Origin of the sequence: Myxococcus sp. AM011, assembly GCF_013372595.1 — a bacterium.
GTDB classification, from domain to species: domain Bacteria; phylum Myxococcota; class Myxococcia; order Myxococcales; family Myxococcaceae; genus Myxococcus; species Myxococcus eversor.
In genome coordinates this window covers 1-7614 of record NZ_JABXEM010000389.1, presented here as the reverse complement: position 1 = coordinate 7614, position 7614 = coordinate 1, and the positions used below count along the sequence as shown (strand labels likewise).

The window sequence follows — 7614 nt, the reverse complement described above, 5'->3', positions numbered from 1 at the left end:
GTCCTGTCCGCCGCCCCTGTCGCCCGGAGCCCCGCCCATGTCCGCCGCCCCCTTGCTGCTCGCCTGGCTCGTGTTCGCCAGCACGCCGGCCACGCCGGCCGCCGCCCCCAAGAGCGTCTATGCCCTCGACGACGACGCCTTCGTCGCCCAGGCCCAGGCTGACTTGGAGCAGCTCGAGCGGTACACCCGCGGCCTGCGCCGCCTCCAGGACGAGGTGAAGCAGTCGCGCGCGCTCTACCTCCAGAAGCAGAGCGTGCCGTACTCGCCGGACCAGAAGCAGCAGTTGCTCACCACGTGGGCGACCTTCTTCGACTACTTCGTCTCCACGGAGGTCATCCGCCAGCGCTACTGGGACTTCGTGAAGGTGCCCTCGCTCACCCAGCCCAAGAAGCACGCGTGGGGCTTCCTGCTCACCCACGGCGCGCTCACCACGGAGCTGGCCCACGGCCTCACCTACGCGGAGCTCACCGGAGGCCGCAAGCAGTTGGAGGTCCTCCTGGACGAGCCCTCCGCCGAGTACGGCGTGCCCCCGCGCGCCTTCGCCCGCTTCAAGGACAAGGTCATCCACGTGGCCACCACCACCCAGCTCTACACGGGAGACACGTACAAGGAGCAGCTCCGCCCGCTGCTGGTGAAGGCCGGCGCGCTGGACGCCCCTCGCGTGCCCTGGGTGATGCAGGAGATGAAGCTCAACAGCGAGGTGGCCAAGGGACTGCTCGTCAAGCGCGGCCCCACGATGTTCGCCAAGGCCGCCGTCGACGTCACCCAGGACTCCACCCAGCGCGCCTTCTTCCCCGTGCAGCGCGCGGTGGCCGAGTGGATGGGTGACACCCGCGTGCACCGCACCGGCCAGCCGCTCATCTCCCGCGAGCAGGTGCTGGGCGTGCTCAAGCGGATGGAGCCCGGTGACATCATGGTGGCGCGACAGAACTGGTACCTCTCCAACATCGGCCTGCCGGGCTTCTGGCCGCACGCGGAGCTCTTCGTGGGCACCCCGCAGGAGCTGGCCGCATACTTCGACGAGGACGCGGACGTGAAGGCCTGGGTCGCCACGCTCCCGGGCAAGCCCGCTTCGTTCAGCGCGCACCTGGCCCAGGCGTTCCCCGCCAAGTGGGCTGAGTACTCCGGCAAGGACGCCCACGGCGACCCCATCCGCATCATCGAGTCCATCAGCGAGGGCGTCAGCTTCACCGGCCTGGAGCACGGCATGCGCGTGGACTACCTGGGCATCATGCGCCCCCGGCTGCCCCGCGTGGACAAGGCGCGCGCCATCCTCCGCGCCTTCACGTACCAGGGCCGCCCCTACGACTTCGACTTCGACTTCTTCTCCGACCAGACGCTGGTGTGCACGGAGCTGGTGTGGAAGTCCTACGCGCCCTCGAAGGAGACGCGTGGCCTCGCCGTGCCGCTGGTGGACGTCGTCGGCCGGCGCACGCTGCCCGCCAACGAGTTGGTGCGCCTCTTCGACACCGAGCACGGAAAAGACAACCGCCAGCTCGACTTCGTCGCCTTCCTGGACGGCCGGGAGGGCGAGGGGCTCGCGAAAGAGGCGGACGAGGCCGCTTTCCGTTACAGCTACCGCCGAGCCAAGTGGGACATCGCCCAGGAGTAGGCACGCACATGACGGAAGAAGTGGCCCAGGACATGCTGGAGCTGTCCGCCCAGCTCTTCGAGCGGATGATTTCGCAGCAACAGGCCAAGGTGCTGCGCCTGGCCCGCGAGGCCGTGCCCAACCTCACCCCCGAGGAGCTCCGCAATCCCCACGACTTCCCCGAACTCAAGGAACACCCGACTTTCGAGTACGAGGATGGAATCCTGGCGGGGTTGATTTCGGCCCAGATGGGGCTGCGCGCGGAAATCAAGGGGAGGCTGCCCTATGCACCGCCCACCTTCTGACGCTCGCCCGCCTGCCTTTGCCGTCCAGCCCGGTGTGGGTTAGTGGTTGCCGCCGTGAGCATCCCCACAGGATTCAGCCCGCCGCTGGCCCGGGAACGGTTGGTGTCGGCGCTGGCCGCGGAGCCACCGCGTCTGGACCTGGCCGCGCTGGCCATCGCGACGTTGGACAGGCCGGAGCTGGACGCGCCCGCGTGTCTGCATGTGCTGGACGTCCTGGCGTGTCGGGTCCAGGTGGAGACGGAGCGGATGACGGACAAGGGCGAGGCGCTCGCGCCCCTTCGAGCGCTGCGCCACGTGCTGTCGGACATCGAGGGCTTTCGCGGCAACGAGGACGACTACCACTCGCCGGAGAACAGCTTCCTGGACCAGGTGCTGGAGCGGAAGCTGGGCCTGCCGATAACGCTGTCCGTCGTCTATCTGGAGGTCGCGCGTCGGGCGGGCATCCCCCTGTACGGAGTGCCGTTTCCCGGACACTTCCTCGTCGCGCACGACGCGGGGGACCACAAGCTGTTGATGGACCCGTTCCACCAGGGCGACATCCTCACCGAGCACGGCTGCGAGGAGCTGCTCAAGCGCGTGGCCCCGCAGCTCAAGTTCGACCGGGCCATGCTGGCGCCGGCGCCGGTGGAGCTGATTGCCTATCGCATGTTGTCCAACCTGCGGCGGGTGTACCTGGGCCGCGAGGACCGTGAGCGCGGGCTGGCGGTGGTGGACCTGCTCCTGCTCTTGGCGCCGGACCATCCGGGAGAGCTGCGCACGCGCGCGGCGCTCTTGGCCAACCTGGGGGCTTACCGTGCGGCGCTGCGCGACGTGGAGCGGTGCCTGGAGCTGTCTCCGGAGGCGCCGGACCGCGACCGCCTGGAGCTGACGGCCCGCGAGCTGCGTGAGCGCGCCTCGCTGCTCAACTGAAAAACCCTCGTGGCCCTCGCTCGTGTCGGGGGCCCGGAGCGTCATCCATGTCCCAGACGGTGAAGCCCTGGCGGCGACTGCGCCTTGGGTTGGAGCACGACTATCAGGTGATGAAGGTCCGCGAGGACAAGTGGGCGGACCCGAGGACGGAGCAGGAGCATCCGCGCGTGCGGGTCATCTGCGCGGACTGGGTCAACGTCATCGCGGTGACGCCGGAGGACTCGTTGGTGCTGGTGCGGCAGTTCCGCTTCGGCATCGGCGCGGACACGCTGGAGCTCGCGGGAGGGCTCGTCGAGGAAGGCGAGGACCCGGCCGCGGCGGCGGCGCGCGAGCTGGAGGAGGAGACGGGCTACGTGGCGGGCCGCGTGGAGCCGCTGGGCTGGATGCATCCCAATCCCGCGCTGCAGGACAACCGCTGCTTCATCTTCCTGGCGCGGGACTGCGTGAGGGCCCATGCGGGCCGGCAGGACGAGTCCGAGGACATCGCGGTGGAGCTGCATCCGCGCGCGGACGTGCCCCGGCTCATCCTGGAGGGCCACATCACCCACTCGCTCGTGGTGGGGGCCCTCTTCCTGGAGAAGCTGCGCGAGGACGCGGCCGGGAAGCGCTAGCCGGCACTCATCTGCGCTGGCAGCCGCAGCCGCACGCGTCGAAGAAGGGCGTCTCGTCCGGAGCGCAGACGAACATGATTTGACGGCAGCCCTTCGCGTCCCTGGAGATGGAGCGGCGGCTCGAGTCCTCTGGGGAGCAGCGTGCGCGCGCGTCCTGCGCGACGAGCGTGGGCGACTCCGCCCCATCACCGTCTCCGGAGGCGGGGCTGCAGCCCGTGCTGACCATGACGGCGAGGAACCCCAGGGTGGAGTGAGTCATCCTGACGTTGAGCACCCTTGGACCTCCCCTACGGCCCCGCGCGATTGCTGGGCGCACATGGCGAGCGCTCAATCTGGACGACCGCTCCGACAAGCGGGAGCCCTGGAGGGCACGAGTTCAGGGAGAGCAGTGCTCGGGAGCACACTGACCACGTCCTGAAGCGGACACCGGGCAGCCCGCACGTGCCGCGCCTCGATGCGCGGGTATGGCGGCGGGCGGAGGCATGGCGCTCGACATCGCGGTGCGAAGCGCCTCCCCTGCGAGCCTTCCGAGGCACGGTGCGGGGAGGACGCGGGCTCCTGGCATGGGCCTCTCCCCTCCCGTTCTTGTGCGCTTGCGAAAGCGCCCTCGCTCAACCCTTCGCGCGCTCGAGAGAACGTCCTCGCTCAACCCTTCGCGCGCTCGAGAGAACGTCCTCGCTCAACCCTTCGCGCGCTCGAGAGAGCGTCCGTGCTCAACCCTTCGCGCGTTTGCGTGGACGTGGCTTGGCTGCGGCAGTCCCCTGCTTCGCCGACTCCCGCTCCCACGTCCCCGAGCGGCCTCCGGACTTGTGCTCGAGCTGCACTGCCTCCAGCACCATGCCTCGGTCCGCGCTCTTGCACATGTCATAGACGGTGAGCGCCGCCGCGCATGCGGACGTCAGCGCCTCCATCTCCACGCCCGTGCGGTCCACCGTCCGTACCGTCACGCGGACGGACAGTCCCTCCTTCACGGGCTCGAGTGTCACCTCGACTCCAGACAGGGCGATGGGATGGCACAGTGGGATGAAATCCGGGGTGCGCTTGGCGGCCATGATGCCCGCGAGCCTCGCCGCGGCGAGCACGTCCCCCTTCTCCACCTTCCCCGCGAGGATGCGCTCCCGGGTGGCGGGCAGCATGCGCAACAGCGCGGTGGCCACCGCCACGCGCTCCGTCTTCGGCTTCGCGCCGACATCCACCATCTTCACCGCGCCACCCCCTGCGCCACGGCCTGGAGCAGGTCCTCCACCACGTCGTCCGGGTCCTCCAGGCCCACGGACACGCGGATGAGGCTCTCGCGAATCCCCGCCGCCTCGCGCTCCTCGGGCGTCAGCCGGCGCGCGCTGGCGCTGGCCGCGTGCATCACCAGCGTGCACACGTCACCGAGCGACGGACCCGGACGCCCCACCTTCAGCGCCTCCAGGAAGCGCATGGCCTCGGGACGACCCGCGCCCTTGATTTCGAAGGACACCATGGGGCCGCCGTCCTTGAGCACCTCGCGAGCCACCGCGTGGTCCGGATGCGAGGGCAGCCCCGGGTAGATGACCCGCTCCAGCAGGGGCGACTCCGCGAGCCGCCGCGCCACGTGCGCCGCGTGCTCGGCGTGGGCCTTCATCCGCACCGGCAACGTGCGCAGGCCGCGCAGGGTGAGCCACGCCTCGAAGGGCCCCAGCACGTCGCCCGCAAGGATTCGAGCGGCGCGCAGCACGTCGATGCGCGAGCGAGCGCCGCTCACCGTCCCGCCCAAGGCGTCACTGTGCCCGTTGAGCCACTTGCTGGTGGACTGCACCGCGTAGTCCGCGCCCAGCTCCAGCACGCGCTGTCCCATGGGCGAAGGGAATGTCGCGTCCACCGCGAAGGCCGCGCCCACGTCCCGGCACGCCTTCGCCAGCCCGCGCAGGTCCGCCACGCGCAGCAGCGGATTGCTGATGCTCTCCGCCAGCACCAGTCGCGGCTTCAGCTCGCGGATGCGCGCCTCCGTCCCCGCGTCCGTCAGCTTCAGCGCGTGCAGCTCGACACCCAGCGCCGCGCACAGCTTCTTGTAGAGCGCGCGCGTGACGCCGTAGCCATCCGCCGGCATCACCAGCGTGTCGCCGGGCCGGAAGTCCTGGGCCTCGAAGAGCGAGCGCAGCGCGGCCATCCCACTGGCGTAGGCCACGCACGACTCAGCGCCCTCCAGCGCCGCCACCGCCTCCTCGAGCAGCGTGGTGTTGGGAGCGCTGATGCGGGCGTAGGCGTAGTCCTTGCCGTCCAGCGCGCCGTCCAAATCGTCGCTGCTGTCGAACCAGCTCACCGCCGATACGGAGATGGGGGGCGAGACGGGCACCGCCTTGCTGCCCGTCAGCCGCGTCCCCGCGTGCACCGCCAGCGTCTTCTGCTTCGTGCTCATGAGAGTCCTGTTCCGTCCCTGCTCGGCGCCCGGGGCCCGGCTCGAAAAAAGAGGCCGGCCCGCCATGGAAGACGGGCCGGCCTGGAGCATGCGTCACGCGGTGGCGGGTGGGCTACTCGCCCTCTTCAATCAGCCAGCGCTCCGCGTCGATGGCCGCCATGCAGCCGGTGCCGGCGGCGGTGATGGCCTGACGGTAGTAGCTGTCCTGCACGTCACCACAAGCGAACACGCCGGGGATGTTGGTCCGGGTGCTGCCCGGCACCGTCTTGAGGTAGCCGCCCTGGTGCGTCTCCAGGATGCCCTGGAACAGCTCCGTGTTCGGCGTGTGGCCGATGGCCACGAACAGGCCGGTGGCGTTGAGCAGCTGGCTGTCGCCCGTCTTCAGATTGCGCACCACCGCGCCCGTCATTCCCTTCGCGTTGCCGGTGACCTCCTCCACCGCCGAGTTCCACAGGAAGGAAATCTTCGGGTTGTTGAGCGCGCGGTCCTGCATCACCTTCGACGCGCGCAGCGAGTCGCGACGGTGGATGAGGGTGACGTGCTTGACGATTTTCGCCAGGTACGTGGCCTCCTCCATCGCCGTGTCACCCCCGCCCACGACGAGGACCTCCTGGTTCTTGAAGAACGCGCCGTCACAGGTGGCACACGCGGAGACGCCCCGGTTCTTGTAGGTGTCCTCGCCCTTGACGCTCAGCCACTTGGCCGTGGCGCCGGTGGAGACGATGACGGTCTCCGACAGGACACGGCCAATGCTCTCCCCTTCGATGACGAAGGGGCGCTTGCTGAAGTCCACCTTCACCACGTTCTCCATGTGGATGACCGTGCCGAAGCGCTCCGCCTGCTTCTGGAAACGGTCCATCAGCTCAGGGCCGGTGATGGCCTCCGGAAACCCCGGGTAGTTCTCCACGTCCGTGGTCACCATGAGCTGCCCGCCCGGTACGCGCTGGGGGTGCTCCAGCGTGGGCCCGCCGGCGAACACCACCGGCTCCAGGTTGGCGCGCGCGGCATAGATGGCCGCGGTGTAACCCGCAGGCCCCGAGCCGATGATGGTCACCTTGTTGATTTTCTCCTCCGCCACGGGTGGCTCCTCCCTCTATTCCGTTGAGGCCGCGAAGGTACCAGAGGCCCTCGGGCGCGTGATACGAAGCTGGCCTCATGGATGCCGAGCTCCTCAAGAAGGTTGCGCTGTTCGAGGGTTTGACCCAGGGCCAGCTCGCCAAGGTGGCGCAACTCGGTCAGACCAGGGACTACCCGGCGGGCGCCTTCCTCTTCCGCGAGGGGGAGGCCGGCCAGGAGATGTTCGTCGTCTCCCGGGGCAAGGTCCGCATCTCCAAGTCGGTGCCGGGGATAGGCGAGGAGGCGCTCGCCATCCTGGAAGCTGGCCAGTACTTCGGCGAGATGGCGATTATCGAGGACTCCCCTCGCTCGGCGGACGCCATTGCCCACATCTCCTGCTCGGTGTGGGTCATCGAGAGGTCCAAGCTGGACCAGCTCATGTTCACCGACAAGGACCTGGCGTACGTGCTCCTCTGGACGCTCGTCCGGACGCTGAGCGAACGGCTCCGCGAGACGAACGACAAGATCAAATCGTTCTTCGCCATCTCCCGCTTCTGACCCCCAGCCCGCACCGCCCGCCTCTCACCCGTCGAGAGAGGCCGTGGTGTACCGGTGTCCGTCCGCCAGCCGGGCCGCTTTCGAGCACGCCGGGATGGGTAGGCACACCGCGCCCCAGGTAGCGACAACGGGCACACGCCTTGCTCAAGCACCGTCCCGGGGAAGGTGGGCGGGATGGAGTGGAGCATGGGCGGGGCG

At 69.2% G+C, this 7614-nt stretch carries 9 protein-coding genes; 5 read left to right on the top strand and 4 right to left on the bottom strand.

Annotated elements, in window-relative coordinates:
* The first annotated feature begins 37 nt into the window (after positions 1-37).
* From HUW62_RS44145 to HUW62_RS44130, 4 genes are all read left to right on the top strand, one after another.
* Positions 38-1612, top strand: coding sequence for a YiiX/YebB-like N1pC/P60 family cysteine hydrolase (locus HUW62_RS44145; protein ID WP_163866782.1), 1575 nt, complete (start codon positions 38-40; stop codon positions 1610-1612).
* Between the two features lie 8 nt (positions 1613-1620).
* Complete coding sequence (locus tag HUW62_RS44140) at positions 1621-1896, top strand: hypothetical protein (protein WP_141649139.1); 276 nt, start codon at positions 1621-1623, stop codon at positions 1894-1896.
* Positions 1897-1980: 84 nt separating this feature from the next.
* On the top strand, positions 1981-2805 hold the full coding sequence (locus HUW62_RS44135) for a SirB1 family protein (RefSeq protein WP_163866883.1): 825 nt from the start codon (positions 1981-1983) through the stop codon (positions 2803-2805).
* Between the two features lie 47 nt (positions 2806-2852).
* Positions 2853-3416, top strand: coding sequence for an NUDIX hydrolase (locus HUW62_RS44130; RefSeq protein WP_163866781.1), 564 nt, complete (start codon positions 2853-2855; stop codon positions 3414-3416).
* A gap of 7 nt (positions 3417-3423) precedes the next feature.
* Here HUW62_RS44130 and HUW62_RS44125 read toward each other — a convergent pair whose 3' ends face one another.
* The 4 genes from HUW62_RS44125 to trxB form a co-directional block, all read right to left on the bottom strand.
* Positions 3424-3675: a hypothetical protein gene (locus HUW62_RS44125; RefSeq protein WP_163866780.1), complete on the bottom strand. Its 252-nt coding sequence runs from the start codon at positions 3673-3675 to the stop codon at positions 3424-3426.
* Between the two features lie 454 nt (positions 3676-4129).
* The gene (gene moaC / locus HUW62_RS44120) at positions 4130-4621 is read right to left on the bottom strand and encodes a cyclic pyranopterin monophosphate synthase MoaC (RefSeq protein ID WP_163866779.1); all 492 of its coding nucleotides are present in this window, start codon (positions 4619-4621) and stop codon (positions 4130-4132) included.
* Positions 4618-5802 (bottom strand): PLP-dependent aspartate aminotransferase family protein, encoded by a 1185-nt coding sequence (locus tag HUW62_RS44115; protein WP_176437865.1) that lies wholly within the window; start codon positions 5800-5802, stop codon positions 4618-4620. The genes moaC and HUW62_RS44115 overlap by 4 nt, the downstream gene beginning before the upstream one ends.
* A 112-nt stretch (positions 5803-5914) precedes the next feature.
* On the bottom strand, positions 5915-6880 hold the full coding sequence (gene trxB / locus HUW62_RS44110) for a thioredoxin-disulfide reductase (RefSeq protein ID WP_163866777.1): 966 nt from the start codon (positions 6878-6880) through the stop codon (positions 5915-5917).
* A gap of 77 nt (positions 6881-6957) precedes the next feature.
* Between trxB and HUW62_RS44105 the strand changes: the two genes are divergently transcribed.
* The gene (locus tag HUW62_RS44105) at positions 6958-7416 is read left to right on the top strand and encodes a cyclic nucleotide-binding domain-containing protein (protein ID WP_176437864.1); all 459 of its coding nucleotides are present in this window, start codon (positions 6958-6960) and stop codon (positions 7414-7416) included.
* The last annotated feature ends 198 nt before the right edge of the window (positions 7417-7614 follow it).